The sequence below is a fragment of the Streptomyces sp. NPDC048483 genome (genome assembly GCF_040651455.1).
Taxonomy (GTDB): domain Bacteria; phylum Actinomycetota; class Actinomycetes; order Streptomycetales; family Streptomycetaceae; genus Streptomyces.
Map to the genome: position 1 here is coordinate 23,301 of NZ_JBEZJZ010000035.1, position 25,164 is coordinate 48,464.

Sequence of the window (25,164 nt, forward strand, 5' to 3'; positions counted from 1 at the left end):
CCGGGGGCGATCGGGTGGCACGTAGCATGGGCCGGATGATCAGCAAGCGTTCCGGCCGGGCGGCCGCCGAGGCTCCCTGTCGTGTCACCGTCTGCCGCGGCTGCTGCTGCGGCGACCCGGCCAAGATTCCGGGTGTCGACCACAGCGGCCAGATCCCGCGGCTGCGCGCGGCGCTCGCGGGGGCGGCGCCGGTGCGGGCCTCGGAGTGTCTGGACGTCTGCGACCAGGCGAATGTGGTCGTGGTCCAGCCGTCGCCCGCCGGGCGGGCCGCGGGCGGGCGGCCCGTGTGGCTGGGGCTGGTCAACGACGACGAGGCGCTGGCGGACATCGCGTCCTGGATACGGGCCGGGGGCCCGGGGATCGCCGAGCCGCCGGGGGTTCTCGATCTGTACGCGATCACGGTGTCGCGGCGGGTGCGGGAGGGGCTGGAGGGTTAGGGGCGGGGCCGATGGGTCAGGGGCGGGCCGGCGGCGGGCCGCTTGCCGCGTCCCGGGGCCTGCCGCGTCCCGGGCCGGTTACCGGAGTCTTACGCCTGCGGGACGTCCGCCCGTCGCGCCGCCCGGTGGTGTTGGCTGGAAGCATGACGTCCCCTTCGGCCCCGCTGCCCGCGCAGGTTCCCCCGCACGGGCCGCCCCGGCGCGTCCTGGTCGTCGAGGACGATCCGACGGTCGCCGAGGTCGTCACCGGCTATCTCGCGCGCGCGGGGTACGCCACCGAGCACGCCGCCGACGGGTTCGCCGCGCTCGACCGGGCCGCGGCCTTCCGCCCGCACCTCGTCGTCCTCGATCTGATGCTGCCGGGCATCGACGGGCTGGAGGTGTGCCGGCGGCTGCGCCGGGCGGCCGACGGACCCGCCGTCCCGGTGGTGATGCTGACGGCGCGCGGCGAGGAGGCGGACCGTATCCTCGGGCTCGAACTGGGCGCGGACGACTACGTCACCAAGCCGTTCAGCCCGCGGGAACTGGTGCTGCGGATCGCCTCGGTGCTGCGCCGGGCGGAGTCCGCGCCGCCGGCCACCGCGCACTCCCCCGTCCTGCGGGCCGGGGACCTCACCGCCGACCCCGGAGGCCGTCGCGCCGACCGCTGCGGACGCGAACTCGCCCTCACCGCCCGCGAGTTCGACCTGCTGGCCTTTCTGATGCGCAACCCGGGGCAGGTCTTCTCCCGGGAGGAGCTGCTGCACCGGGTGTGGGGGTGGGAGTTCGGCGATCTGTCGACGGTGACGGTGCACGTACGGCGCCTGCGGGAGAAGATCGAGGACGATCCGGCGGCGCCGCTGCTGGTGACGACGGTCTGGGGCGCGGGCTACCGCTTCGATCCGGCCGGGGACGGAGCGGGGTCATGACGGTGTTGCGGAACAGGGTGGCGCGGGCGGCCCCTGCCGTGGGGGCGCGGCCGCGGCGCGGGTTCCGGGCGCTCCCGGCAGCCGCCCGTACGAAAGGCAGGCCCCCGGCATGACGGACTTCCTGGTCATCGTCGCCCTGGCGGCGCTCGGCGCGGCCGCCGTCGGGCTGCCGGCCGCGCCGGCCGTACGGGCCCTGCGGCGGCGCTCCGTCGTACTGTCGCTGTTCGCCGTCGCGGCGATGGCGGTGGCCGCGATGGCGGCGGGGACGGTGGCCGTCGCACAGGCGATGTTCCTTTCCGGCCACGACCTGGGTGTGGTGATGGCCGTGGTCGGCGTCTCCGGGGTGGTGTCGCTGGCCGCTGCGCTGCTGTTCGGGCGGCGGATCGCGGCGGGCAGCCGGGAGCTGGCGCGGTCCGCCCGTACGGTCGGCAGCGAGGGCGGTTTCGTGGCGCCCACCGAGCCGCCCACGGCCGAACTCGCCGCGCTGTCAAGGGCGTTGGAGGATGCCAGCGGGCGGCTGGCGGCGGCCCGCGAGCGGGAGCGGGCGATCGATGCCTCGCGGCGCGAGCTGATCGCCGGGATCTCCCACGATCTGCGGACCCCGCTCGCCGGGCTGCGGGCGATGGCCGAGGCTTTGGAGGACGGCGTCGCCGAGGACACCGGGCGCTATCACTCCCGGATGCGGGTGGAGGTGGACCGGCTGGCGGCAATGGTCGACGACCTCTTCGAACTCGCCCGCATCCAGGCCGGCGCGCTGGCCCTGACCCTGTCGCGGGTGTCGGTGTACGACCTGGTGGACGAGGCGCTGGCGGGGGCGCAGCCGCTGGCGCGGGCGAGCGGGGTGCGGCTGGTGGACGGCGGGGTGGCGCCGCTGCCGGTCCGGGTGGACGCGCAGCAGATCACCCGCGTACTGAGCAATCTGCTGGTCAACGCGATCCGGGCGACGCCGGCGGACGGGACGGTCGCGGTCAGCGCCCGGCAGGAGGCGGACCGGGTGGTCCTCGCGGTCGAGGACGGCTGCGGCGGCATCCCGCCCGAGGACCTGGCCCGCGTCTTCGACACCGGCTGGCGCGGCGCCCCGGCCCGTACCCCTCGCTCCCCCACTCCCGGCTTCGCCCGAGCGGGAGGTGCCCCCTTCGGCGAGAGCGGCGCCGGGCTGGGGCTGGCGATCGTAAGGGGCATCGTGGAGGCGCACGAGGGACGCGCCACGGTGCGCAATGCGGGGGCGGGCTGCCGGTTCGAGGTGGAGCTGCCGGCGGGGGAGGCGGCGGGGCCGGTCCCTTAGGCACTCCACGGCCCGTTCCGCCACACGCTGTGGCGAGAGCCTTTCCGATGCGCCTTTCCGATGCGCCCTTCCGATGCGCCTTTCCGATGCGCCTTTCCGATGCGCCCTTCCGATGTGCCCTTCCGATGTGCGCCGGATCAGGGGCCGTCGGCAGTTCCCACGTCGTCCCCCACCCCGTCAGTGCCTGCTCGGCGACGTCGCGAATACGTCCGGCGGGGTGGGGCCGGCGGCCTACGCAGACGTGGGTGATGTTGGCGTGGTGGATGAGGTGGCGGGCGGTTGAGCGGGGCCGCCCCGGTCCCCCTCCATCGGGCCGAGCGGCAGATTGCGTACGGTCCGGACCGGCGAGAAGACCAGGATCAGCGCGGCCAGCGGCACTCCGGCCGTCATGATCCACATTGCGGTACGGACGCCCAGGGCGGCGCCGAGCGCACCGCCCAGCAGTGCGCCCAGCGGCAAGGTGCCATAGTTCACGAAGGAGGTGCTGGCGGTCAGCCGCCCCAGCAACTCCGTTGGGCAGTAGCGCTGCTGGAAGCCTGCCTTGAGGATGTTGCCGCCGACGACGCCCGCCGAGACGCAGCCGGCGCCCGCGACGTAGAGCAGGGTGCCGGCGCCGGTGGTGGTGAGCGGGATGAGCAGGGCCGCGGTGGACAGGCCGAGTTCGAAGAAGAGGGTGGCGCGGGCGGTGCCGAGGCGGTCGGCCGTGCGCCGTGCGGCGAAGGCGCCGGCGACGCCGCCCGCGCCGGCCAGCGCCAGCACCGCGCCGACGGCGCCCGGTGCGAGGCCGACCTCGCGGACGAGGAAGACGGGCGCGAGGGACTGGTAGCCCATCAGCGCGAGGTTGGAGGCGGCGCCGAAGAGCGTGAGCGTACGCAGCCAGCGGTCGCGGGCGACGCGGCGCAGGCCCTCGGCGACCTCGGCGGCGACGGAACGGGACCGGCGGTTGCAGGGGTCCGCCCGGGGCTCGCGGTGACGGATGCCGAGGAGGCAGCCGAGGGAGATCACGAACGTTGCGGCGTTGGCGAGCAACCCATTGGCCGCACCGGCCAGTTGGACGAGGAAGCCGCCCGCGCCCTGGCCGGCGATCTGGGCGGCGGAGGCGCTGCCGTGCAGCTTGGCGTTGCCCTCCGGCTGGTCGGCCGGGTCCAGGAGGGTCGGGAGATAGGCGCTGTAGGCGGTCTGGAAGAGGACGGCGGCGGCGCCGGTGAGCAGGGCGACGGCGAACAGCAGGCCGAGGGTGAGCCCGCCGCACCAGGCCAGGACCGGTACGACGGCGAACAACACCGGCGACAGCGCGGCGGCGGCCAGCATCAGGGGGCGGCGGCGCACCCGGTCCACCCACACGCCCACCGGGAGGCCGATCAGCAGCCAGGGCAGCCAGCCGCAGGCGCTGAGCAGGCCGACGGCGAAGGTGTCGGCGCGCAGGGTGGAGACGGCGACCAGCGGCATGGCCACGCCGGTGACCGCCGCACCGAACTTGCCGGAGGTCTCTCCGTACCAGAGGAGACGGAAGTCGCGGTGGCGTCGCAGCAGGCCGGTCACCGGTCGCCGCGGTCCGGTCCGGGCCGTTCCTGCCGGTCCCTGCGGGGAAAGGACTGGAGCTGGATGATGACGGGACGGGCGTCGGTGGTGCCGGCGTCCGCGTCGGGGGCCTGGCGCGAGACCTGCGCCGACTCCCGGTGGCGGTCGATGACGGTCATCAACTCGGCGTTCAGGGCGGCGAGCTGGTCGGGTGCCAGGCGGAGGTCGTGCACCTGGGTGAGGGTGCCGGCGTTCCGCCAGTCGGCGTCCCAGTCCTCCGTGAGGTAGCCGATGACCCGGTTGAAGTGCTGCTGGACGATCTCGTGTACGTAGACCGACAGGGCGCCGCGGGCGTCGGGGTCCTCGCGGAATTCCGTGGTGTTGAGGTTGTGGGAGACCCGGACTGCCCGCCACCAGCGTTCGCGTCTGGTGCCGCGGCCGGTTTCCTCCTCGATGAAGCCGTGGTCGGCGAGGTGGCGCAGATGCCAGCTCACCGTGCCGGTGTTCTCGCCGAGGCGGCGGCCGAGGCCGGTGGCGGTGTCCGGGCCGTCGAGCCTCAGCAGCTCCAGGATGCGCATCCGCAGCGGGTGGGCGATACCGCGCAGACTGCGGGCGTCCATGTGGCGGGTGGGCAGAGGCCCTGTGTTGTCGTCCGGGGCATTGCCGTGCGGGGCATCGGTCATGGGCGTCAGCATAGGGATGCAGAGAGTTCTCTGCATCCCTTTCGGCGCGATGTGCAGAGAGTTCTCTGCACATGGCTCCCGGCATGCCTCCGCTGTGCCCTGCCCCCTCCGCACGGAGCATCGTGGAGGCGCACGAGGGACGCGCCACAGTGCGCAATGCGGGGGGGCGGGCCGCCCGACTAAATGATCAGCCTGATGTGCGGACCCGCGATGAAGACGGTGTCGTCGCGGCGGTCGACGGCACTTCCTCCGGTAGGTGAATGCGGTTTCCGCGGCGTGCCGGAGTGGCCGGAGTCCTCGAAGGGCCAGGACCGCTTGAGTTGCCACGACTGACGGCACACCGGGTGGTCGAGGCACCCCAGTGTGGCGCCGTCCAGGTGGGCGCCACTGAGGTCGGCGCCGCCGAGGTGGGCGCCTTCCAGGTAGGCGCCGTTGAGGTTGGCGCGCTTGAGGTCGGCGCCGCGGAGGTCGGCGCCCCTGAGGTAGGCGCCCTTGAGGTAGGCGCCACTGAGGTCGGCGCCGCGAAGGTCGGCCCTTGCGAGGTCGGCGCCGCCGAGTTTGGCGTCGCGGAGGTCGGGCTTGATACCGGCGTGCCGCTCGCGCCACTGGTTCCACGCGGCCACGCTGCGCTTGAGCATGGCGACCTGGCCTTCGTCCGCTCTCGGTTTGGCGGCGCTGTCGGTACGCGGGACAGGCGCGGCCGCGCTGCTGACCGCGGGAGCGCTCAGCACCAGGACGGCTGCACCCAGCACGGCAGCCGCGGCCCGCTTGCCGATGGCATGGGAAACGCACATGACATGACCTCTCCGAGACGACATCACTACTATTCGTCACATTATCGGCACGAAGGGTGATTGCCGGGTTGTCATGGGGCGTGTTGGCTGTGCTGTGGTCGCTTTACGGGTTGTCAGGGGTGCGAGCGCCGTGCGGGGCCACGGCGACGTCTACTCTTCCCGCCCTGTCCTGCGCGCCTCCCGTGCCTCCCTCGCCCACAGCGGATGCTCCCGCCGGGCCCACTCCGCGTCCACCGACCCGGTCCGCATGCCCCGCCGCGCCTCCGGGTCCCCGACCGCCATATAGACATGGCCGGCGACGGCGATGATCACGGCGAGGGCGAGCCAGTCGTGGACGAAGGTGGCGCCGGTGCGCCAGACCAGCGGCGCGAGGTGGGTGAACCACATCAGCAGGCCGGTGGCCATCATCACCAGGACGGCGCCGGCGATCCAGGCGGCGTAGAGCTTCTGGCCGGCGTTGAACTTGCCGGCGGGACGGCCGGTGCGGCGGCGGCGCAGGGCGGAGTACAGCCAGCGGCGGTCGTGGGGGCCGTAGCGGTTGAGGCGGGTGAGGTCGGCGCGCAGGGCGCGGGAGGCGAGGCCCAGGAGGAGGGGGACGGGGAGGAGGATGCCGGACCACTCGTGGACGGTGACCATCAGGGCGCGGCGGCCGACGAGTTCGGCGAGGAAGGGGAGGTAGAGGCAGGCCGCGGTGAGGATGCAGACGGTCAGCAGGGTGGCGGTGGCGCGGTGCACCCCGTGTTCGGCGGGGGTGAAGCGGGGGATCCGGGCCGTGCCGGTGCCGCCGCCGGTGCGGTCCCCGGCGGCGCCCCCGGTGTGCTCAGCCGGTCGGGGCATCGTCGCGTCCGTTCGAGCGGCCGACCCAGGCGTCGACGTCGTAGCCTCGCTCTTCCCAGAAGCCGGGTTCCACGCTGTCGGTGACGGTGATGCCGGAGAGCCATTTCGCCGACTTGTAGAAGTACATGGGGGCGACGTAGAGGCGTACCGGTCCGCCGTGGTCGTGGCCGAGGGGTTTGTCCTGCATACGAAGGGCCACCAGGACGTCCATGCGGCGGGCCTGGGCGAGGGTGAGGGATTCGCTGTAGGCGCCGTCGAAGCAGGTGAAGCGGACGGCCTTGGCGCGGGGGCTGACGCCGGCGGCGTCGAGGAGGGTGGCGAGGCGTACCCCTTCGAAGGGGGTGTCGGGGACCCGCCAGCCGGTGACGCACTGGACGTCGTGGACGATCCGGGTCTGCGGGAGCCGGCGCAGGTCGGCGAGGCGGTAGCTGGTGCGGTGGCGTACCAGGCCGTCGATGGTGAGGCGGTAGGTGCGCTCGTCCTTGTGCGGGACGGAGCCGGTGACGGAGTAGTAGCGGAAGCCGCCGCCGGCGGGGAGCAGGCCGGAGATTCCGGTGGGGTCGTTCTGGGCGGCGGCGCCGACGGTGTTGTCGTAGGCGCGCTGCAGGATCGGGGCGGCGGCGATGCCCGCGGCGCCGGCGGCGAGCATGCCGAGCACCACGCGGCGGCCGACGGGGGTCCCGCGCCCGTCCGCACCGCTGCTGTCGTCGTCCGCCGCGTGAGGCGGAATCGCAGGGTCCTTGGTCACCCTTTGATTCGAGCACCAGGAGGCGGCCGGGGCCAGTGCCGCGGCCCCGGCGTCAGACTTTCGTCATCCGCAGCCGGCGGCGCCCCCGCAGTGGCCGCCGCTCTCCCGCGGGAGGTCGAGGGCGGGGTTGCGGTCGAAGAAGCCGGTGGGACGGAGGGTGAAGCCGCAGCGGTCGACGGGCATGACCGGCCAGTCCTCCAGGCGCGGGAGGTGGGTGGGGCCGAAGGTGTGCCAGAGGGTGAGTTCGGTGGTGAGGAGGGATTCGCCGGGCTGTGACCAGGCGAGGACGCCGGCGCCGCCGGGGTGCTGGTTGGGGTAGTCGCCGTCGGGGAAGCGGCGTTCGGGGCGGGCGCGGGTGACCCACAGATGGCGGGTGGCGTAGCCGACGCGGCGGGCGGCGGCGGAGCCGGGGCGGGCGAGGAGGGTGGGGCCCGGCTGCGGGATGAGGGTGTAGGCGACGGGGCGGCCCATGCGGTTGTGGGCGGCGGGGTTGGTGATCTGCCAGCGGCGGCCGGCGGCGGCATCGGCGAGCCGGCCCGACTCGGCGGAGTCGGCCATGGGTGTGGCGCGGGTGGTGAAGGCGTTGCCGTACGGGTTGTCCGGGCCCGTCGGGAGCGGTACGACGTCGATCTCCTCGACGGTGTTGGCGTGGCCGTCGACCGCCGGGTCCAGCCGGGCGCAGAAGAGGTGCTGGTGGAAGGGGGCCTGGAGGCCGGGGGCGACCTCGGTGGCGTAGGTGGTGGGCTCGCCGGGCACGGTGGCGGTCGTCTGCACCAGGCCGGTGGACTTGGCCTCGAACTCGATGGTGCCGTCCTGGTAGAGGTACCAGTAGAAGCCGTAGTCGTAGTTGCCGAGGGTGGCGATGAAGGAGATGACCAGGCGGCGGGAGCGGCGGCTTTCGGCGGCGAAGTCGTCGAACATGTTGGTGTGTTTCCACAGGAGGCCGTGGTCCTCCTCGTGGATGCAGATGGCGTTGGGGAGCGTCTGCGGGGCGCAGTGGTCGTCGGCGACGACGGCGTCGAGGTAGCGGATCTCGCCGAGGCAGTCGCAGCCCAGGCGCAGGGCGTTGGCGTTGCGGCCGAGGGTGTATTCGCCGACGTCGAGGTAGCAGACCCAGTTGCGGGAGGCGTCGGGATCGGCGTACGGGACGGCCATTTCGGCGAGCGAGGCGCGGTGCAGTACGGGGCGCAGCCGGTCGCCGTCGCGGTGGGCGAGCTGGTGCAGGACCAGGCCCTCGCGGGCGTTGAAGTCGATCCGCAGCTGCCAGTTCTGCCAGGTGAGGACGGGGCCGTCGAGGGTGAAGGAGGGGCCGTCCGGCTGGGTGATCTCCAGCGGCTTGAGGCCGGTGCGGGGCGGGCCGGTGAACTCGGCCTCGTAGCGGCCGCATTCGGCGGGGACGGGGACCGGGCCGGTGTCGATGAGGCGGATGACCCGGCGCTCGGTGAGGTCGACGTCGGCGACGAGGCCGGCGACGGGGTGGGCGAAGGGGTTGTCGGTGGTGTCGCAGCGCAGGAAGGTCAGCGCGCGCAGCATCCGGCGGCCGCGTTCCGTCTCGATGGCGAAGTTGCCGGCCGCGAGGCCGGCGCAGATGACCAGGCCGGTGTCGGTGATGCCGCGTTCGGCCATGGCCTTGCGCCAGCCCGGGTCGGCCTTGACGATCGCGTCGCAGCGCTCGTACTCCTCGACCAGGATCGGCGGCCGGCCGTCGGTCTCCGGGTCGAGTTCGCGGTGGGCGAGCAGGGTGCGGGCGGTGACGTCGACCAGGGCTTCGTGGCCGGTGCCGGTGGCCGGTTCGAGGAGGGTGACGCGGAGCCGGCGGACGACGGGGGCGCCGGGGAGGTGCGCGGTGACGGTGTGCCGGTCCGGCTCTTCGAGGAGGACGAGCGGGTAGCGGGTGCTCTCCCCTGCCTTGCCGGCCTCCTCCAGGACGGCGCGGGCGGTGGCTATCTCGTCGGCGGTCAGCGGGTCGAGCGGGTGGGGGGTGGTCACGGTCAGCTCTCCTTGTGCTGCGGGGTGGGGGCGCCCGCGCCGCCGGGGGCCGGTGCACCGGCCGCCTTGTCCAGTTGGAAGGCCTCGTTGCCCAGCCCGATCCGGGCGTGCACCTCCGGCTTGCGCGCGCGCAGCAGGCGGCCGTGGACGAGGCCGATGACGGCGGCGACCCCGATGAGGGAGGGCAGCAGCCAGCCCAGTACGGAGCCCTCCCCGGCGTCGACCAGGATGTCGAAGTCCTTGACGCCGTAGACGAGTACGGCCAGCAGGCCGAGGGCGGCGAGCCCGGCGGCCAGCAGTCGGCCGGCCTGGGCGCGGCCCGCTCCGCGGCGTATGAAGAAGACGATGACGGCGACGGAAGCGGTGGCCATCAGCAGGATCACGCCGAACGCACCGAGGTTCCCGGCCCAGGCGGACAGATGGATGACCGGGGCGGTGGGGTCGCCCGCGGGCTTGTTGTCACTGACGGTGAAGGCGGTGACGACGACCAGCGCGAGAACGGTCTGGAGGAGGGAGCCGAGCGCGGGGGCGCCGCTGGCCTTGGCGGTACGGCCGAGCGGGGCGGGCAGCAGGCCCTCGCGGCCCATGGCGAAGGCGTAGCGGGCGACGACGTTGTGGCAGCTGAGCATCGCCGCGAAGATGCCGGTGACGAAGAACAGATGCAGGACGTCGGTGAAGAGGGTGCCCAGGCGCTGTTCGGCCAGGGCGAAGATCAGCCCGGGGCCGTGTTCGCCGGCGGCGGCCACGACATGGTCCGGGCCGGTGGCGACACCGATGAGCCAGCAGCTGAGGGCGAAGAAGACCGCGACGAAGCCGACGGTGAGGAACATCACCCGGGCCACGACGGTCCCCGGCCGGCTGGTCTCCTCCGCGTAGACGGGGGCCTGTTCGAAGCCGACGAAGCCGGTGACCGCGAAGCACAGGGAGGTGCCCAGGCCCGCGCCGCCGAGGGTGGCGGGGTCGAAGGCCTGCAGGGACAGGCCCTGCGGTCCGGGCCGGGCGGCGAAGCCGAGATCGAAGATGACGATCATGACGACCTCGAGGAGCAGGAGAACGCCGAGGACCTTGGCGTTGAGGTCGATCTTCAGGGCGCCGAGCGCTCCGACGACCGCGACGCCCAGCAGCGCGGGGATCCACCAGGCGACGGAGACCTCGAGATACCGCTCCAGCAGCGCCGAGACCTCGAAGCCGAACATGCCGTAGATGCCGGTCTGCATGATGCTGTAGGAGACGAGCGCGACGAAGGAGGCGCCGGCGCCGACCGTACCGCCCAGCCCGCGGGCGATATAGGCGTAGAACGCACCGGCGTTGTGGACGTGCCGGCTCATCTCGGCATAGCCGACGCTGAACAGCGCCATCACCACGCCCAGGGCGACGAACAGCAGCGGCTGCCCCACGATCCCCATGACCTGGTACGTGGTGACCATGATCCCGGCGACGACCATCAGGGGTGCGCTGGCGGCCAGCACCGACAGCAACAGGCCCGGCGTGCCGATCCGGTCGGCCCGCAGCGCGCGTTCGGTGCCCTTGAAGGTGCGGATCGCGCCGCCTGGGCCGGTCGTGCGCCCGGGGCCGGCGGTGGCGACGGCGCTGCTCGTCTTTCCCGAACTGCCGATGGGCATGGCGGGGTTGTCCTTTCCAGGGATGGGGGTGGGGTCAGGTGGTGCTGAAGGCGGCGGCGCGGGCGGCCTTGAAGGCCTTGACGGGGTGGCGGCCCGCGTACGACCACGGTTCGGGGGTGACGTGGTTGCCGATGCGGTGGAAGAGCGCGGCCGCCTCGGCCATCCGCCCCTCGTAGAACTTTGCGTGTGCGAGGAAGTTGAGGTCGACCTTGGAGCGCGGGTGGCCCTCGCCCTCCCACTCCAGCCACCAGTCGAAGGCGGCCTTCATGGCCTGGCGGGCGCGCCGGGTGGACCAGTGGCCGGAGGCGGCGGGGTCGGCGGGTTCCAGGCCGTGGGCGGCCAGGACGCGGTAGCGCTCGGCGTGCGCGATGACGGGGAGGACGGCCAGCGGGGAGTCGGCGGGGGCCTGTTCGGCGGCCCAGGCGGCGAAGTCGTAGACCTGGTGCAGCGGGTCGTCGCGGTCGCCCTGCTGGAGTTCGGCGAGGCAGGCCGTCATCAGGTGGTGCGCGTGGTGGTGGTCGGGGTGGCGGGCGCGTATCTGGTCGAAGGCCTGCTCGCGTTCGTCGACGGTGCCGGTGCGGCGGGCGAGGATCAGGGCGGCGAGCCAGGGGGTCGGGTCGTCGGGCCGCATGGCGGCGGCGGTCCCGCAGGCGTCGGCGGCGGCCTGGATGCTGCCCTTGCCGGCCAGCGCGAGGTGGACGGTGGCGCAGGCCAGCAGGGTGGCGGCGTCGCCGCTGTCCGGTTCGGCGAGCTGCCAGTCGCGGGCCCAGGCGGCGCAGCCCGGCGCGGTGCCCAGGACGGTTAATCGGTGGCCGCGCAGGTCCCATTCCTCACCGGTCCCGGCGAGGAGGGTGCGCACCTCGCCCCATCTGCCATGGGTCAACGCCGTTGCTGCGGTGGCCAGTTCGGCGTCGTCCAGGATCGGGATGAGGGCCGGGGCGTCCTTGCGGCGGGAGCGTCCCAGCGGAGACGACGGAGGCGGGTTCATGGATCAGGTGACTCCATGCCGCGCTGCACCGATCTTCCACCTCGCTGTGTCGTCCGGGCGCACCGTGCCGCCCGGGGAACCGTGTCGTCCGAGTGGGAGCGGACCGGGTCTGCGCGCGTAGCACGTCAGCGGATAGTGGTCTGGTCCACTACGGGAATTTCACGCACAGCAAAGCGTTCCGCACAGCTTCGCGTCAAGGCCGGAAAGGGAATGGCCGGATCCACGCCAAGTCCCCTACCGAAAAATGACATTGACCGATCGCCGACCGGAATTGACCGCGTTGTGCCCGCTCTTAGGAAACCGCCCGGGCCGCCGCCCGTCCCGCCGTGCGCCCCGAGAAGAGACAGCCGCCGAGGAAGGTGCCCTCCAGCGAGCGGTAGCCGTGCACGCCACCACCGCCGAACCCGGCCACCTCTCCCGCCGCGTACACACCGGGCAGGGGCTCGCCGCCCTTGGTCAGCACCCGCGAGGACAGATCGGTCTCCAGGCCGCCGAGCGTCTTGCGGGTCAGGATGCTCAGCCGTACGGCGATCAGCGGGCCGGCCCCGGGGTCCAGCATGCGGTGCGGGGCGGCGGTGCGGATCAGCCGGTCGCCGAGGTATTTACGGGCCCCGCGCATCGCCGTCACCTGGAGGTCCTTGGTGAAGGGGTGGGCGATCTCGCGGTCGCGTGCGACGATCTCGCGGCGCAGCGCGGCCTCGTCGATCAGCGGGTCCTCGGTGAGGCCGTTCATCCGCCGTACGAGATCGCTCAGCGACCGCTCGACGAGGAAGTCGGCGCCGTGGTCCATGAACGCCTGCACCGGCCCCGGCGCCCCGGCCCTCGCCCGGCCCAGCACGTCGCGCACGCTCTTGCCGGTCAGGTCCGGGTTCTGCTCCGAGCCGGAGAGCGTGAACTCCTTCTCGATGATCTTCCGGGTGAGGACGAACCAGGTGTGGTCGTACCCGGTCTTCATGATGTGCTCGAGCGTGCCGAGCGTGTCGAAGCCGGGGAACAGGGGTACCGGCAGCCGCTTGCCACGGGCGTCCAGCCACAGCGGGGACGGGCCGGACAGGATCCGGATGCCGTGCATCGGCCAGATGGGGTTCCAGTTTTCGATGCCCTCGGTGTAGTGCCACATCCGGTCGCGGTTGATGATCCGGCCGCCGGCCGCCTCGGCGATGCCCAGCATCTTGCCGTCCACGTGTGCCGGCACCCCGGACAGCATCCGCTCGGGGGCCTTGCCCAGCCGCTCGGGCCAGTTGGCGCGGACGAGATCGTGGTTGCCGCCGATACCGCCCGAGGTGACGATCACCGCCTGTGCCGTGAGCTCGAAGGCGCCGGCCACCTCGCGGCTGCTGGGCGTGCCGCGCTCGGCGTCCGAGGGCGCGAGGATCTCGCCGCTGACCGTGTCCACGTCCCCCGCGGTGCGCATCAGCCCCGTGACGCGGTGGCGGAAGCGCAGGTCCACCAGGCCACGGGCGGCGCCGGCCCGTACCCGGCGCTCGAACGGCGCAACGAGGCCGGGCCCGGTGCCCCACGTGATGTGGAAGCGGGGGACGGAGTTGCCGTGCCCGGTCGCGTCGTAGCCGCCGCGTTCGGCCCAGCCGACGACGGGGAAGATCCGTACGCCCTGCCGGTGCAGCCACGCCCGCTTCTCGCCGGCCGCGAAGTCGACGTACGCCTCGGCCCATTTGCGCGGCCAGTGGTCCTCGGGACGGTCGAAGCCGGCGGTGCCCAGCCAGTCCTGCCAGGCCAGCTCGCGGCTGTCGCGGATGCGCAGCCTGCGCTGTTCGGGGGAGTCCACCAGGAAGAGGCCGCCGAAGGACCAGTGCGCCTGACCGCCGAGGGACTGCTCGGGCTCCTGGTCGAGCAGGATCACCCGGCGCCCGGCATCCACCAGCTCCGCGGTGGCCGCCAGCCCCGCAAGGCCCGCCCCGATCACGATCACATCAGCGTCGTACGCCATCTCAGCTCTCCTCACCGGGGCCCGCCGGACGCCCCGGTGAGCCGTGGTGCCCACGATCTTCAGCGCGCCGGACCATGCCGTCAACCCTTTGTTACCGGGTGGTACGGGCGGGTGCGCGCAAGAATGGGGGGTGTTGAGGGCCACCCCGGGCCGCCGCCGGACGACTGTCCTCAGGCACCATCCCCCACCCCGCGCGATACGAGGTGTGTGACGTGACGGTGATTCTGCTCGCCCTTGGGGCGGCCTGCTGTCTGGGGCTCGGCTTCGTCCTCCAGCAGGCAGCGGCCCAGCACGCGCCGCCCAAGGACTATCTGTCCCTGCGGCTGCTGCTGGACCTGGTGCGGATGCCGCGCTGGGTGGCCGGTATCGGGCTGATGGTCACCGGGATGGCGCTGGGCGCGGTGGCGCTGGGGATGGGCGACATCACTCTGGTGGAGCCGCTGCTGGCGACGAATCTGCTGTTCGCGATGGCGCTCGCCCGGCGGCTGAGCGGGCAGCGGCTCGGGCGCAGCGGCTGGGCCGGACTGTGGCTGCTGGCGGGCGGGGTGACGGCGTTCATCCTGGCCGGCCGGCCGCACGGCGGCGACAGCGAGGCCGGGCGGCCCGCCCAGTGGCTGATCACCGGCGTGCTCCTGGGCACCGCACTGCTGCTGGCCGCCGTCGCCAAACACGAGCGGACGCACGTCAGCCTGGAGGCGGCGCTGCTGGGCGTCGCGGCCGGGCTTTTGTACGGGCTGCAGGACGCGCTGACCCGGATCAGCGGCGAACGCTTCGGAGAGGGCGGCTGGGGCGCCCTCCTGACGACCTGGCACCCTTACGGCATCCTCGTGCTCGGGGTGCTGGCGCTGGTGATGGTGCAGAGCGCCTTCGAGACCGCGCCGCTGCGGATGTCGCTGCCCGCCCTGACCGCCGCCCAGCCGCTGGCCGGGATCGCCTGCGGGGTGGGCTTCCTCGGCGACCAGCTGCGGGTGACGACCGGGGCCCTGGCCTGGGAGGCGGCCGGGGTGGCGGCGGTGATCACGGGAATCGTCCTGATCGGCAGCCATCCGGCGATGCCGCCGGGGGCGGCATCGCCGGAGGGTCTCCGGGAACTGCAGCCGCGCTGAGGCGCCCTCGCCGCTTGTGGCGGGGGCGCCGTTTCGCCGGTCCGCTGCGCTTTGCCTGGGCCCCACGTTTTCGGCTTTCCCGCCGTAGGGGGTTTCTCGCCGTTTCGCCTGCGGCCCGTTCGCTGCGCTTTGCCTGGCCCCACGTTTTCGGCTTTCCCGCCGTAGGGGGTTTCTCTCCGTTGCGCCTGCGGCGGGCGGTGCCGCTGCGCGGGGCTGTTCGGCTGCGGCACCGAGCCTCCGGACTCCGTCCTGCGGCCCGGCACCTCCCCGTTGGGGGTGGTGAAGACCGGTGGGGGCGTAAGTGCGTGGTCAGGTACGGCCAGTGGACGCAGTGATGGGGCAACCGGACACACCACGCCCACCCCCACCGGCCCCACCACCCACCCACGGGAGGGGACGGACCGTAGCGGCGAAGCCGTGCAGGGCCCTCACCGCACCCGACAAACCCACGCCCGCCGCAGGCGCAACGGCGAAACACCCCCACGGCGGGAAAGCCGACAACGTGGGGCCCAGGCAAAGCGCAGCGGACCGGGCGGAAGGACTCGCCATTAATAATGGCCAGCATTAGAGTGTGGATCATGGCCAGGACCTCAGGACCCGAGACCCGGGACAAGCTGATCCGCGCCGCGGAGGAAATCTTCGCGGCGCACGGTGTGGACGGCGCCCAGATGCGGGACATCGTCCGGCTGGCCGGCCAGGGCAATCCCTCGGCCGTGCAGTACCACTTCGGTTCGCGTGCGGGGCTGCTGGACGCCGTGATGGCCGGCCGGCTGGCCCGTACGGAGGCGGCCCTGGCGCCGCTGCTGAAGACGGTGGAGGCCGCCGGACCGACGCTCACGGGGCTGGTCGGCGCGCTGATCACCGCCGAGGCGACCGAACTGCGTGACGACCGCGGGCGACGCTGTCTGCGGATCTCCGCCCAGCTCACCCATGAGAGCGGGGTACGCACCCGGATCCCGCATCCGGCACTGGACGGCACCGACTACTGGCGGCTGATCGGCCGTATGGAGGACGCCCTCACGGCGGCCGGCCTGCCCGAGGCGCTGCGCCTGGAGCGCCTCGATCTCGCGCTGACCCTCATCGGCGCGGCGATGGCCGACCGTGCGCGGCACTACCTGGACGGCGTCGCCCCCCTCACCGGCGAGGAGCTGTTTCTCGCCGATCTCACCGGGACCACCGTGGCGTTCCTGCTCGCGGCCGCCCCGGGCACCACCACACCCGACCCTTAGGAGTCCCCTCATGACCGAAGCCACCCCCGCCCCCGCGGCAGGCCTGGCCGGCAGGACCGTCATCATCACCGGCGGCGCCCGCGGCCTGGGCGCGGCAGCCGCCGAGCAGGCCCTCGCCGCCGGCGCCAACGTCGTCCTCACCGACGTCCTCCACGAGGAGGGCGCGGCGACCGCCGCCCGGCTCGGCGAGCGGGCCCGCTTCCTCACCCACGACGTGACCTCGGAGGAGGACTGGCAGCGGGTCGCCGACTACGCCGTGGCCGAGTTCGGCGGTATCGACGGCCTGGTCAACAACGCCGGCATATCGACCGGACAGCCGCTCGAGACGGTGTCCGTCGAGTTCTTCCGCAAGGTCATCGATGTGAACCTGACCGGCGTCTTCATCGGGATGAAGACCGTCATCCCCGCCATGAAGGAGCGCGGTGCGGGCTCCATCGTGAACATCTCCTCGGCCGCCGGGCTGATGGGCCTGGCGATGACCGGCGGCTACGGCGCCTCCAAGTGGGGCGTACGCGGCCTGACCAAGGTCGGTGCGGTGGAGCTGGGCACCGAGCGCATCCGGGTGAACTCCGTGCACCCCGGCATGACCTACACCCCGATGACCGCCCAGGTCGGCATCCAGAAGGGCGAGGGCAACTACCCCAACACCCCCATGGGCCGGGTCGGCGAGGCGCACGAGATCGCCGGTGCCGTGGTCTTCCTGCTCTCCGACACCGCCTCGTACGTCACCGGCGCCGAGCTGGCGGTGGACGGCGGCTGGACCACCGGACCGACGGTGAAGTACGTCATGGGGCAGTAGGACGCGCAGCCGCGCTCCCCGGCACGACCGGGACCGGCCCCTGGTGATTGCATGGCCCCATGACCGATCACGATCAGCAGCCGCTCAACGCGGACGAGATCCTCGATGTCGTCGACGAGAACGATCAGGTCGTGGGACAGGCCCCACGCGGCGAGACCTACGCCCGCCGGATGCGCACCCGCTGTGCCTTCGTCCTGGTCCGCGACGCCGAGGACCGGATCTTCGTGCACCGCCGCACCCCGCACAAGCTCGTCTTCCCCGCCCACTACGACATGTTCGTGGGCGGGGTGGTCGGCGCCGGCGAGACCTACGACCAGGCGGCGCTGCGCGAGGCGGAGGAGGAACTGGGCGTGCGGGGGCTGGCGCAGCCGGAGCCGCTGCTGAAGTTCCTGTACGAGACGGCGGAGCACACCTGGTGGTCGGCGGTCTACCAGGTGCGCTGGACGGGGCCGGTCGCCCCGCAGGAGTCGGAGATCGACTGGCACACCTTCCTGACGGAGGCGGAGCTGACGCGGCGGCTGGACGAGTGGCCGTGGACGCCGGACGGGCTCGCCGCGTACCGGGAGCTGGCCGCCCGACGGGGCTCCGGGTCCCTGGACGGCACCGGCCGTTAGGGTTCTGACCATGATCCTCTCCGACGGGCTCCGGTCGCTCGGCGCGGCCGTGCGACTGTGGGTCTCGCCCGCGCGGGTCCGCGAGGAGGGCACCACCCCCGACTACCGCTTCTCGCTGGCCAATGAGCGCACGTTCCTGGCCTGGCTGCGGACCGGGCTGGCGCTGGTCGGCGGCGGCTTCGCGGTCGACCAGTTCCTGCCCCGGCTGCACGAGACGCTGCGGCTGACCTGCACCGTCGCCCTGCTGGTGGCGGGGGGCCTGTGTGCCGTGCGGGCGGTGAACCACTGGGTCCGCTGCGAACGGGCGATGCGCCGCGGTGAGGATCTGCCGGTCTCCCGCTTCCCGTCCGTCCTGGCCCTGGGGGTCGGTGTGCTGGCGGTGGCCATGGTCGTCCTGGTCGCGCTGCGCCGGACCGGCTGACGATGTCCGGCACCCCCCGGCCGGACCCGCGGGCGCGCCCACCGGCCCCCGACCGCGACCCCGGCCTCCAGCCGGAGCGCACCCGGCTGGCCTGGCGGCGCACGACCCTGTCCTGCACGGTTGTGGCCGTACTGGCCGGCCGCCAGCTGGGGCGGAGCGCGGCACCGGGCCCGGTGGTGGCCGTTCTGACGGCGCTGACCGCGCTGGTGTGGCTCGCGTTCGTGGCACTGGCCCACCACCGGGTACGCGAGATGACCACCGGCCGCCCGCCGGACATGCCACCGCGGACCGCGCTGCTGCTGGTGAGCTGCACGCTGGCGCTGGCGGCGTTCGGGGCGGCGATGGTGGTGGCGTAGGGGCGAGGTGGGCCTGGCGTGGATACGGGCCTCGCGTGGATACGGGCCTCGCGTGGATACGGGCCTCGCGTGGGTACGTACGTACCCGCATTCCGGCAGCAGCTCCGCCGCCGGACAGAGAAGTTCACCGATCACCGCTCCAGGGGGGACCCCATGACCGACACGGCCCGTGCCGAGCCCTATCTCACCGAACTGGCCACCGGCGTCCACGCATTCGTCCAGCCGGACGGCGGCTGGTGCCTCAACAACGCCGGCTTCGTCTCCGACGGCGGCATCACCCTCGTCGTGGACACCGCCGCCACCGAGCGCCGGGCGCGCGTGCTGCGCCGCCGGATCGCCGAGAGCGGTGCTCCCACGCCCCGCATGATGGTCAACACCCACCACCACGGCGACCACACCTACGGCAACGGCGTCTTCACCCCCGAGGCGACCGTCATCGGGCACGCCGCCTGCCGCCGCGAGCTGCTGGCCGCCGGGCACCAGCTGCACGCGATGTGGCCCGGCGTGGAGTACGGCGACATCCGCCTGACCGCGCCCACGGTCACCTACACCGACGAGCTGACCCTCCACGTCGGCGACATCGAGGTCCGGCTGCTGCACCCGGGCGTCGCGCACACCCCGGGCGACACCGTCGTCTGGCTGCCCGCGCAGCGCATCGTCTTCACCGGGGACCTGGTCTTCCACGGCGGGACCCCGTTCATCTTCATGGGCTCGCTGGCCGGATCGCTGCGCTCGCTGGATCTGCTGCGCTCGCTGGACGCGGTGACCGTCGTCCCCGGGCACGGCCCGGTGACCGGGCCCGAGGTGTACGACGGGATCGAGCGCTATCTGCGGTTCGTCGACGCGCTGGCGCGGCAGGGCCGGGCGGCCGGGCGGACCCCTCTGGAGGTGGCGCAGGAGGCGGACCTCGGGCCGTTCGCGGCGCTGGCCGAGAGCGAACGGCTGGTGGCGAATCTGCATCGCGCCTACGCGGAGCTGGCGGGCGGCGAGCCGGGGGTGCGGCTGGACCCGGTGGCGGGGTTCGGCGACATGACGGTGCTGAACGGCGGGATCCCGATGGCGTGCCACGCGTGAGGGGCCGGCGCGTACGGCGGAAGTGCACCGCCGCACACGGCTCCCTAGCGCGGCGTGACTCACGCCCCACTGACAGGAACTGGACTCCATACCGACTAGTCGGCATGATCGAGGCTGCGGCCGATCGACCGCAGCGACCGTCATGCCGTACGGAGGACAACGATGAGCAAGGGCACCCCTCCCCCGCAGGCCGCGGACCGGGAGGAACCCCCCGGCCTCGACCTCGCCCGATTGCGCGAGCATCTGGACCGGGAGCGGCCGGGCCTGACCGGCGGGCCGCTCAGCGCGCAGCTGATCGAGGGCGGGCGGTCCAATCTCACCTACCGCGTCACCGACGGCGCCTCCTCCTGGGTGGTGCGCCGGCCGCCGCTGGGGCATGTGCTGGCCACCGCGCACGACATGCGGCGCGAGCACCGGGTCATCAGCGCGCTGCACGCGACGCCGGTGCCGGTGCCCGAGACGCTGCTGCTGTGTGAGGACGAGTCGGTGACCGGCGCGCCGTTCTATGTGATGGAGCTGGTCGAGGGTACGCCGTACCGGACGGCGGACCAGCTGGCCCCGCTCGGCGCGGAGCGCACCCGGGCCGTGGTGCTGTCCCTGGTCGACACGCTCGTCGACCTGCACGCCGTGGACCCGGAGGCGGTCGGGCTCGGCGACTTCGGGCGGCCGGACGGCTTCCTGGAGCGCCAACTGCGGCGCTGGGGAAAGCAGTTGAGTGCGTCGAAGAACCGCGAGCTGGCGGGGATCGACGAGCTGAACGAGGCGCTGGGCCGGGCACTGCCCGCCTCCCCCGCGCCGGCCGTCGTGCACGGCGACTACCGCCTCGACAACGTCCTGGTCGGCACGGAAAAGGGCGTCGACACCATCAAGGCCGTCCTGGACTGGGAGATGTCCACGCTCGGCGATCCGCTGACCGACCTCGGGCTGCTGGTGATGTACAGCCAGGACCTGGGCCTGCCCGAATCGCCGGTCAGCACCACCAGCGGCGCGGCCGGCCACCCCTCCCCCGCCGAACTGATCGAGCGCTATGCCGCCCGCTCCGGCCGGGACACCTCCGCCATCGCCTGGTACACCGCCTTCGCCTGGTTCAAGCTCGCCGTGATCCTCGAAGGCATCCACTACCGCTTCACGCTCGGCCAGACCGTCGGCGCGGGCTTCGACCGGATCGGTGAACTCGTGCCCGTCTTCATCGACCACGGACTCACCACCCTCAAGGAAGGCTGAGGCGCCCATGGACTTCGCATTCGATGCCCGTACGGAAGAGCTGCGCGAGCGGCTGCTGGCGTTCATGGACGAGCATGTCCATCCGGCCGAGCAGACCGCGCACGAGCAGCGGGCGGCGCTCGCCTCGCCGTGGGACACCCCGGCGATCGTGGAGGAGCTGAAGGCCGAGGCCCGTAAGCAGGGGCTGTGGAATCTGTTCCTTCCGGACGCGGAGCACGGCGCGGGGCTGACCAATCTCCAGTACGCGCCGCTGGCCGAAATCACCGGGCGCAGCCCGCAGTTGGCGCCGACCGCGCTGAACTGTGCGGCGCCGGACACCGGCAACATGGAGGTGCTGGCGCAGTTCGGCAGCGAGGCGCAGAAGAAGCAGTGGCTGGAGCCGCTGCTGGCGGGCGAGATCCGGTCGGCGTTCGCGATGACGGAGCCGGAGGTGGCCTCGTCGGACGCCACCAACATCGAGACGCATATCGCGCGGGACGGCGACAGCTACGTCATCAACGGCCGCAAGTGGTACATCTCCGGGGCGATGAACCCGCTCTGCCAGATCTTCATCGTGATGGGCAAGACCGATCCGGACGGTGCGGACATCCGCCGTCAGCAGTCGATGGTGCTGGTGCCGCGCGACACCCCCGGCGTCGAGGTCAAGCGGGCCATGCAGGTCTACGGCTACGAGGACCACTGGCACGGCGGCCACGCCGAGGTGATCTTCCACGACGTACGGGTGCCGGCGGGCAACCTGATCGGCGAGGAGGGCGGCGGCTTCGGCATCGCGCAGGCGCGGCTCGGGCCCGGCCGGATCCACCACTGCATGCGGCTGATCGGGATGGCCGAGCGGGCCATCGAGCTGATGTGCCGCCGCGCGGTGTCCCGTACGGCCTTCGGGAAGCCGCTGGCCCAGCAGGGTGTGGTCCAGGAGTGGATCGCGGACGCGCGGGTCGCGGTGGAGCAGCTGCGGCTGCTGGTGCTGAAGACGGCCTGGCTGATGGACACCGTCGGCAACAAGGGCGCGCACGCCGAGATCCAGGCCATCAAGATCGCCACCCCGCGCACGGTCGTGAACATCCTCGACCAGGCCGTGCAGCTGCACGGCGCGGGCGGCGTCAGCCAGGACTTCCCGCTGGCCGAACTGTGGGCCGGGGCACGGACGCTGCGCCTGGCCGACGGTCCGGACGAGGTGCATCAGCGGTCGCTGGCGCGCAGGGAGCTGAAGCAGTACCGGTGAGGGAGTTGAGGCGGTACCCGTAGGGGTGGCCGAACAGATCCCGTAGGGGGTGGACGCGCCCCCTGCGGGGCCACAACGCGGTGGGGCGCGGCGGTATTCCCGTGGCCCACCGCGTTGTGCTGCACGGGCGTGACCGGCACGGGCGTCACCGGCACGGATCGCCCTACGGCCGCAGTGCCCGCAGCAGGAGGTCGGCCAGGTGGTCGGCCACCTGCTGGGGCGTGAGCGGCCCGTCCTCGCGGTACCAGGTGCCGAGGTGGTGGACGGACCCGAAGTGGTAGTCCACGACGAGGTCCGCGGGGATGTCGGCGGCGAACACGCCGGTCCGCTGCCCCTCCTCGATCAGGGCGCGGAACCGCTCGTGGTAGCGCCGCCGTTCGGCCCGTACCTGCTTGTCCTTCTCGGGGCCGAGGTGGTGCATCGAGCGGAAGAAGATCTTGGTGTCGTCGAGGTTCTCGATGGTGGTGACGACGACATCGGCGGCGGCGTCCCGCAGCCGCTGCTCGACCGGCGCATCGGAGCCGGCGAAGTGGTCGAGCCGCTCCTGCTGGAGCCGCAGCACCCGGCCGTAGACCTCGTGCAGCAGATCGTCCTTGGAGCCGAAGTAGTGGTAGAGGGCGCCCTTGGTGACGCCCGCCGCATCGACGATCTCCTGGACGGAGGTGCGGTCGTAGCCGCGCTCCGCGAAGAGTCTGGTGGCGGTGGCCAGCAGTCGCTGGGCCACCGGCTTCGTACCGCCGTTGCCGCTAGCGGTGCCGTTGCCGCTGCCGTCCTTCGTGCCGGCCATCGCCCTCACCTGTCCTTCGTGCGTATGCGCCTGTGGTGCTCCGCGGGTGCCGCGGGGTTACGCGCGGTGGCGCAGCTCCCGTCGGAGGATCTTGCCACTCGCGGTCTTCGGAAGCTCGGGCAGGATCTCCACCACTCGGGGATATTTGTACGCCGCCAGCCGTTCCTTGCAGTAGGCGGCCAGTTCGGCGGGCTCGGGAGCGGTCCCCGGGCGCAGGCTGACATAGGCCTTCACCGACTCGCCGCGGTAGGCGTCCGGCACGCCGACGACGGCCGCCTCGCGCACCGCCGGGTGGGTGTAGAGGACGTCCTCGACCTCGCGCGGCCACACCTTGAAGCCGGAGGCGTTGATCATGTCCTTTTTGCGGTCGACGACATAGAGCCAGCCGTCGGTGTCCATGAAGCCGATGTCGCCGGTGCGCAGTTCGCCGTCCGGCATGGCGGCGGCGGTGGCGTCCGGCCGCCGCCAGTAGCCGGGGACGACCTGGGGGCCGCGCACCGCGATCTCGCCCTGTTCGCCGAACGGCAGGTCCGCGCCGTTCTCGTCGATGATCCGGACGACGGTGTCGGGGCCGGGGACGCCGACGGCCAGGGTCCCGGAAACCTTGTCGACCGGCGCCTTGCGCCCGGGCGGGACGCTGGCGCAGGGCGCGGTGCATTCGGTCAGCCCGTAGCCGTTGTGGAGGTACGGGCCGAAGCCGGTACGGAACTTCTCCACCAGGGCGGGCGGCAGCGGCGCGCCGCCCGAGGACATCGCCTGGAAGGAGGCGAAGTGGTCGCGGCCGGCCTCCGGGTGGGCCATCAGCGCCATGTACGCGGTCGAGGGGCCGACCGTGTAGGCGGGCCGGTGCTCCAGGAAGGCGTCCAGGACGACGCCCGCCTCGAAGCGGTAGGCGAGCGCGAGGGTGCCGGTGTTGGCGATGCAGGCGGCCAGTTGGCAGACCATGCCGGTGATGTGGAAGAGCGGGGCGAGCGCGAAGTAGGTGGCGCCGTCGGGCAGGGCCAGGCCAGTGCGCTGGCGCTCGGCGTTGTAGCTGATGTTGCCGTGGGTGTTGGTGGCGCCCTTGGGGGTGCCGCTGGTGCCCGAGGTGTAGCTGATCAGTGCGATGTCGTCGGCGGTGAGGTCCGGCCCGGCCGGTGCCGTCGGTGTCCCGGCGGTGCGGGCGACGGTCAGCAGATCGTCGGCGCCCTCGGGCGAAGGTGCTGCGGGGAGATCGCCGCGCAGCACCCGCGCGTCGTTCCGCGTCTGCAGAGCGGCCTCGTGGGCGGTGAGTGCGATCCGTACGGACGGCGCCTCGGCGGCGGTGGCGCGCAGGAAGCCGTCCCAGGTGCGGTCGGCGCAGATGACGGCGGTGACCTCGGCGTCGTCCAGGATGTGCCGCATCTCGCCCGATTTGTACATGGGGTTGACGGGCACCACCACGCCGCCCGCCTTCCAGACGCCGAGCAGCGCCAGCACGAAGTGCGGGGTGTTCTGCAGCATCACCGCGGCCCGGTCGCCGTGCCGGAAGCCGCGGGCGGTGAGGTGGGCGGCGATGCCGTCGGAGAGCGCGTCGGTGTCGGCGTAGGACAGCCGGCCGTCGAAGTACGCGAGCGCCGTACGGTCGGGCGCGGCACGGACCGCCGCCCGGAAGGCGTGCAGCGTGGAGGGCGGCGGCTGGACGGGGGCGCGCTGGGCGTCGTTGAGCTGTCCCAGCCACGGCTTGTCCCGGTAGGAGATCACCGGGCGCCTCCCTCGCGCTCCTCCAGCTTGCGCTGGAGGTGGTTCATACCGCCCAGCCAGCGGTCGGGGTCGGTGGCCCGTGCGATGTAGTAGTCGCCGGCCTCCGGGTGCGGCAGGACCAGGAACCGGCCCTCGGCCATGGCCGCGAAGAGCGCGTCGGCGACGTCCGCGGGTTCCACGGCGGTGGGTGTCAGGACGAGGTCGCCCGCGGCCCCGGTGGCGGCCAGCATGTCGGTCCGTACGCCCTGCGGGCAGATGGCGTGGACGTCGATGCCGCGGTGGCGGTACGTCAGCGACAGCCACTCGGCGAATGCGTACGCGCCGTGCTTGGTGACGCTGTACGGGGCGGCGCCGACCATGGTGAGCAGGCCCGCGGCGGACACGGTGGAGATGAACCGTCCGCTGCCGCGCTCCAGCCACTCGGGCAGCAGCTCGCGCGCTGCCCGTACGTGGGCCATCACATTGACGTCCCAGGCCAGCTCCCAGGCGTCGTCGGGCGCCTCGGGTCCGCCGCCGGTGCCGACCCCGGCGTTGGCGCAGAAGATGTCGATGGCGCCGCCGAGCGCGTCGCGGGCGGCCGGGACGACGGCGGATGCGTCGCCGGGCACCGCGATACCCCCGATCTCCTCGGCGGTCGTCTTCGCCTTGGCCTCGTCCAGGTCGTTGACCACGACGCGGGCCCCCTCGGCGGCGAACCGGCGGGCCAGCGCGGCGCCGATCCCCCCGCCCGCTCCGGTCACGACAACGCCTTGGTCCCGTACGGCTGCCATGTGGTGTCTCCCTCGGTCGCGCTGACTCGGCTCCACGGCAGACTAACCAGTCGGTATGTAGAAGTGGAAGAGCTCTCCAC

24 protein-coding genes are annotated in these 25,164 nt (G+C 72.7%); 12 read left to right on the forward strand and 12 right to left on the reverse strand.

Annotated elements, in window-relative coordinates; all coding sequences use genetic code 11:
- Nucleotides 1-35 precede the first annotated feature (35 nt).
- From AB0D04_RS19650 to AB0D04_RS19660, 3 genes are all read left to right on the forward strand, one after another.
- Complete coding sequence (locus AB0D04_RS19650; RefSeq protein WP_362704675.1) at nucleotides 36-437, forward strand: (2Fe-2S) ferredoxin domain-containing protein; 402 nt, start codon at nucleotides 36-38, stop codon at nucleotides 435-437.
- 143 nt (nucleotides 438-580) lie between these two features.
- Nucleotides 581-1,345: a response regulator transcription factor gene (locus AB0D04_RS19655; RefSeq protein ID WP_362704678.1), complete on the forward strand. Its 765-nt coding sequence runs from the start codon at nucleotides 581-583 to the stop codon at nucleotides 1,343-1,345.
- Nucleotides 1,346-1,454: 109 nt separating this feature from the next.
- Nucleotides 1,455-2,630, forward strand: coding sequence for a HAMP domain-containing sensor histidine kinase (locus AB0D04_RS19660; RefSeq protein WP_362704679.1), 1,176 nt, complete (start codon nucleotides 1,455-1,457; stop codon nucleotides 2,628-2,630).
- A gap of 231 nt (nucleotides 2,631-2,861) precedes the next feature.
- Here AB0D04_RS19660 and AB0D04_RS19665 read toward each other — a convergent pair whose 3' ends face one another.
- From AB0D04_RS19665 to AB0D04_RS19705, 9 genes are all read right to left on the reverse strand, one after another.
- Nucleotides 2,862-4,172, reverse strand: a complete 1,311-nt coding sequence (locus tag AB0D04_RS19665; protein ID WP_362704681.1) for an MFS transporter — start codon at nucleotides 4,170-4,172, stop codon at nucleotides 2,862-2,864.
- A complete protein-coding gene (locus tag AB0D04_RS19670; protein ID WP_362704762.1) occupies nucleotides 4,169-4,771 on the reverse strand; it encodes a helix-turn-helix domain-containing protein in 603 nt (200 codons plus the stop codon). The genes AB0D04_RS19665 and AB0D04_RS19670 overlap by 4 nt, the downstream gene beginning before the upstream one ends.
- Nucleotides 4,772-5,013: 242 nt before the next feature.
- Nucleotides 5,014-5,628, reverse strand: coding sequence for a pentapeptide repeat-containing protein (locus AB0D04_RS19675; RefSeq protein WP_362704684.1), 615 nt, complete (start codon nucleotides 5,626-5,628; stop codon nucleotides 5,014-5,016).
- A gap of 150 nt (nucleotides 5,629-5,778) precedes the next feature.
- The gene (locus tag AB0D04_RS19680; protein ID WP_362704764.1) at nucleotides 5,779-6,393 is read right to left on the reverse strand and encodes a cytochrome b/b6 domain-containing protein; all 615 of its coding nucleotides are present in this window, start codon (nucleotides 6,391-6,393) and stop codon (nucleotides 5,779-5,781) included.
- A 55-nt stretch (nucleotides 6,394-6,448) separates the two neighbouring features.
- On the reverse strand, nucleotides 6,449-7,114 hold the full coding sequence (locus tag AB0D04_RS19685; RefSeq protein WP_362704767.1) for a molybdopterin-dependent oxidoreductase: 666 nt from the start codon (nucleotides 7,112-7,114) through the stop codon (nucleotides 6,449-6,451).
- 162 nt (nucleotides 7,115-7,276) lie between these two features.
- Nucleotides 7,277-9,202: a primary-amine oxidase gene (locus AB0D04_RS19690; RefSeq protein WP_362704686.1), complete on the reverse strand. Its 1,926-nt coding sequence runs from the start codon at nucleotides 9,200-9,202 to the stop codon at nucleotides 7,277-7,279.
- A gap of 2 nt (nucleotides 9,203-9,204) precedes the next feature.
- Nucleotides 9,205-10,824: an APC family permease gene (locus AB0D04_RS19695; protein ID WP_362704689.1), complete on the reverse strand. Its 1,620-nt coding sequence runs from the start codon at nucleotides 10,822-10,824 to the stop codon at nucleotides 9,205-9,207.
- 34 nt (nucleotides 10,825-10,858) lie between these two features.
- Nucleotides 10,859-11,812 (reverse strand): hypothetical protein, encoded by a 954-nt coding sequence (locus tag AB0D04_RS19700; protein WP_362704691.1) that lies wholly within the window; start codon nucleotides 11,810-11,812, stop codon nucleotides 10,859-10,861.
- A 292-nt stretch (nucleotides 11,813-12,104) separates the two neighbouring features.
- Nucleotides 12,105-13,760: an FAD-binding dehydrogenase gene (locus AB0D04_RS19705; RefSeq protein WP_362704694.1), complete on the reverse strand. Its 1,656-nt coding sequence runs from the start codon at nucleotides 13,758-13,760 to the stop codon at nucleotides 12,105-12,107.
- Between the two features lie 212 nt (nucleotides 13,761-13,972).
- Here AB0D04_RS19705 and AB0D04_RS19710 point away from each other — a divergent pair, with 212 nt between their 5' ends.
- The 9 genes from AB0D04_RS19710 to AB0D04_RS19750 all read left to right on the forward strand — a co-directional run bounded on the left by AB0D04_RS19710 (nucleotide 13,973) and on the right by AB0D04_RS19750 (nucleotide 21,805).
- Nucleotides 13,973-14,866, forward strand: coding sequence for a DMT family transporter (locus AB0D04_RS19710; protein ID WP_362704695.1), 894 nt, complete (start codon nucleotides 13,973-13,975; stop codon nucleotides 14,864-14,866).
- A 578-nt stretch (nucleotides 14,867-15,444) separates the two neighbouring features.
- Nucleotides 15,445-16,095, forward strand: a complete 651-nt coding sequence (locus AB0D04_RS19715; RefSeq protein ID WP_362704698.1) for a TetR family transcriptional regulator — start codon at nucleotides 15,445-15,447, stop codon at nucleotides 16,093-16,095.
- A 10-nt stretch (nucleotides 16,096-16,105) separates the two neighbouring features.
- A complete protein-coding gene (locus AB0D04_RS19720; RefSeq protein WP_362704700.1) occupies nucleotides 16,106-16,894 on the forward strand; it encodes a glucose 1-dehydrogenase in 789 nt (262 codons plus the stop codon).
- A 59-nt stretch (nucleotides 16,895-16,953) separates the two neighbouring features.
- Nucleotides 16,954-17,508: an NUDIX domain-containing protein gene (locus tag AB0D04_RS19725; RefSeq protein ID WP_362704702.1), complete on the forward strand. Its 555-nt coding sequence runs from the start codon at nucleotides 16,954-16,956 to the stop codon at nucleotides 17,506-17,508.
- A 10-nt stretch (nucleotides 17,509-17,518) separates the two neighbouring features.
- The gene (locus AB0D04_RS19730; RefSeq protein ID WP_362704705.1) at nucleotides 17,519-17,929 is read left to right on the forward strand and encodes a DUF202 domain-containing protein; all 411 of its coding nucleotides are present in this window, start codon (nucleotides 17,519-17,521) and stop codon (nucleotides 17,927-17,929) included.
- Between the two features lie 2 nt (nucleotides 17,930-17,931).
- Nucleotides 17,932-18,285 (forward strand): DUF202 domain-containing protein, encoded by a 354-nt coding sequence (locus AB0D04_RS19735; protein ID WP_362704706.1) that lies wholly within the window; start codon nucleotides 17,932-17,934, stop codon nucleotides 18,283-18,285.
- 153 nt (nucleotides 18,286-18,438) lie between these two features.
- Nucleotides 18,439-19,359 carry an MBL fold metallo-hydrolase gene (locus AB0D04_RS19740; RefSeq protein WP_362704708.1) on the forward strand — a complete coding sequence of 307 codons (921 nt, stop codon included), beginning with the start codon at nucleotides 18,439-18,441 and terminating at the stop codon, nucleotides 19,357-19,359.
- 162 nt (nucleotides 19,360-19,521) lie between these two features.
- Nucleotides 19,522-20,583 carry a phosphotransferase family protein gene (locus tag AB0D04_RS19745; RefSeq protein ID WP_362704710.1) on the forward strand — a complete coding sequence of 354 codons (1,062 nt, stop codon included), beginning with the start codon at nucleotides 19,522-19,524 and terminating at the stop codon, nucleotides 20,581-20,583.
- Nucleotides 20,584-20,590: 7 nt separating this feature from the next.
- Complete coding sequence (locus AB0D04_RS19750) at nucleotides 20,591-21,805, forward strand: acyl-CoA dehydrogenase family protein (protein WP_362704713.1); 1,215 nt, start codon at nucleotides 20,591-20,593, stop codon at nucleotides 21,803-21,805.
- Between the two features lie 163 nt (nucleotides 21,806-21,968).
- On the opposite strand, the gene AB0D04_RS19755 is transcribed toward AB0D04_RS19750, so the two are convergent.
- Genes AB0D04_RS19755 through AB0D04_RS19765 form a run of 3 tightly spaced genes read right to left on the reverse strand, consistent with a single transcriptional unit; the run spans nucleotide 21,969 to nucleotide 25,084 of the window.
- Entirely contained in the window at nucleotides 21,969-22,592 is a 624-nt protein-coding gene (locus AB0D04_RS19755) for a TetR/AcrR family transcriptional regulator (protein WP_362704716.1), read from the reverse strand.
- 57 nt (nucleotides 22,593-22,649) lie between these two features.
- Nucleotides 22,650-24,314 carry an AMP-binding protein gene (locus AB0D04_RS19760; protein ID WP_362704719.1) on the reverse strand — a complete coding sequence of 555 codons (1,665 nt, stop codon included), beginning with the start codon at nucleotides 24,312-24,314 and terminating at the stop codon, nucleotides 22,650-22,652.
- Nucleotides 24,311-25,084, reverse strand: coding sequence for an SDR family oxidoreductase (locus AB0D04_RS19765; protein ID WP_362704722.1), 774 nt, complete (start codon nucleotides 25,082-25,084; stop codon nucleotides 24,311-24,313). Before AB0D04_RS19765 ends, AB0D04_RS19760 begins: the two co-directional genes overlap by 4 nt.
- Between the last annotated feature and the right edge of the window lie 80 nt (nucleotides 25,085-25,164).

Excerpts from the sequence above, each read along its gene's own strand:
- AB0D04_RS19650 (WP_362704675.1), top strand. The coding sequence starts at position 36 with ATGATCAGCAAGCGTTCCGGCCGGGCGGCCGCCGAGGCTCCCTGTCGT.
- AB0D04_RS19655 (WP_362704678.1), top strand. The coding sequence starts at position 581 with ATGACGTCCCCTTCGGCCCCGCTGCCCGCGCAGGTTCCCCCGCACGGG.
- AB0D04_RS19660 (WP_362704679.1), top strand. The coding sequence starts at position 1,455 with ATGACGGACTTCCTGGTCATCGTCGCCCTGGCGGCGCTCGGCGCGGCC.
- AB0D04_RS19670 (WP_362704762.1), bottom strand. The coding sequence starts at position 4,771 with ATGGACGCCCGCAGTCTGCGCGGTATCGCCCACCCGCTGCGGATGCGC.
- AB0D04_RS19675 (WP_362704684.1), bottom strand. The coding sequence starts at position 5,628 with ATGTGCGTTTCCCATGCCATCGGCAAGCGGGCCGCGGCTGCCGTGCTG.
- AB0D04_RS19685 (WP_362704767.1), bottom strand. The coding sequence starts at position 7,114 with ATGCTCGCCGCCGGCGCCGCGGGCATCGCCGCCGCCCCGATCCTGCAG.
- AB0D04_RS19695 (WP_362704689.1), bottom strand. The coding sequence starts at position 10,824 with ATGCCCATCGGCAGTTCGGGAAAGACGAGCAGCGCCGTCGCCACCGCC.
- AB0D04_RS19700 (WP_362704691.1), bottom strand. The coding sequence starts at position 11,812 with ATGAACCCGCCTCCGTCGTCTCCGCTGGGACGCTCCCGCCGCAAGGAC.
- AB0D04_RS19705 (WP_362704694.1), bottom strand. The coding sequence starts at position 13,760 with ATGGCGTACGACGCTGATGTGATCGTGATCGGGGCGGGCCTTGCGGGG.
- AB0D04_RS19715 (WP_362704698.1), top strand. The coding sequence starts at position 15,445 with ATGGCCAGGACCTCAGGACCCGAGACCCGGGACAAGCTGATCCGCGCC.
- AB0D04_RS19720 (WP_362704700.1), top strand. The coding sequence starts at position 16,106 with ATGACCGAAGCCACCCCCGCCCCCGCGGCAGGCCTGGCCGGCAGGACC.
- AB0D04_RS19725 (WP_362704702.1), top strand. The coding sequence starts at position 16,954 with ATGACCGATCACGATCAGCAGCCGCTCAACGCGGACGAGATCCTCGAT.
- AB0D04_RS19730 (WP_362704705.1), top strand. The coding sequence starts at position 17,519 with ATGATCCTCTCCGACGGGCTCCGGTCGCTCGGCGCGGCCGTGCGACTG.
- AB0D04_RS19735 (WP_362704706.1), top strand. The coding sequence starts at position 17,932 with ATGTCCGGCACCCCCCGGCCGGACCCGCGGGCGCGCCCACCGGCCCCC.
- AB0D04_RS19740 (WP_362704708.1), top strand. The coding sequence starts at position 18,439 with ATGACCGACACGGCCCGTGCCGAGCCCTATCTCACCGAACTGGCCACC.
- AB0D04_RS19745 (WP_362704710.1), top strand. The coding sequence starts at position 19,522 with ATGAGCAAGGGCACCCCTCCCCCGCAGGCCGCGGACCGGGAGGAACCC.
- AB0D04_RS19750 (WP_362704713.1), top strand. The coding sequence starts at position 20,591 with ATGGACTTCGCATTCGATGCCCGTACGGAAGAGCTGCGCGAGCGGCTG.
- AB0D04_RS19755 (WP_362704716.1), bottom strand. The coding sequence starts at position 22,592 with ATGGCCGGCACGAAGGACGGCAGCGGCAACGGCACCGCTAGCGGCAAC.
- AB0D04_RS19765 (WP_362704722.1), bottom strand. The coding sequence starts at position 25,084 with ATGGCAGCCGTACGGGACCAAGGCGTTGTCGTGACCGGAGCGGGCGGG.